The 398-nt window shown below is 51.3% G+C and carries 1 protein-coding gene; it reads left to right on the top strand.

The annotated features are described in order from the left end of the window. A partial coding sequence (locus CWB66_RS12560; RefSeq protein WP_252371749.1) for a DUF6531 domain-containing protein occupies positions 1 to 398 on the top strand: 398 nt, incomplete at both ends.

Raw genomic sequence — 398 nt, 5'->3', positions numbered from 1 at the left:
CACTCAGCGGCTCAGCGGGTAAAAAATCAGCGAAAAAGGGCGCGTCTCCCGCGTCTGGAAAAAGCGCCGCGCAAGCGCCTAAATCTAACTCAGGCAGTGCCAGTAATACGACCGCAAGTGAAACCCCTATTACTGAGCAAGCATGCCGCTCAGACCCAGTTTCAATGCTATCGGGTGAAGAAATACTGCCTTTAATCGATTTTACTCTAGCAGGCAGCAAACAATTAATATGGCGACGTTTGTACCGTTCATCCCATGCCGATGTGTGCAGTGTGATGGGCAATGGTTGGCGACACGACTTTATGGTGCGCTTAACTGAGCATTACCAGCCGCCACCCAACGTAGGGCCTAAACAAAAAGGCACGTATTGGTTGGAGTACCAAGACGAGCATGGCGCT

The sequence above is a fragment of the Pseudoalteromonas sp. S558 genome (assembly GCF_005886635.1).
In the GTDB taxonomy this organism is placed as follows: domain Bacteria; phylum Pseudomonadota; class Gammaproteobacteria; order Enterobacterales; family Alteromonadaceae; genus Pseudoalteromonas; species Pseudoalteromonas aliena.
The sequence above is the reverse complement of the archived record's forward strand: the minus strand, read 5'-3'. Positions and strand labels throughout refer to the sequence as shown.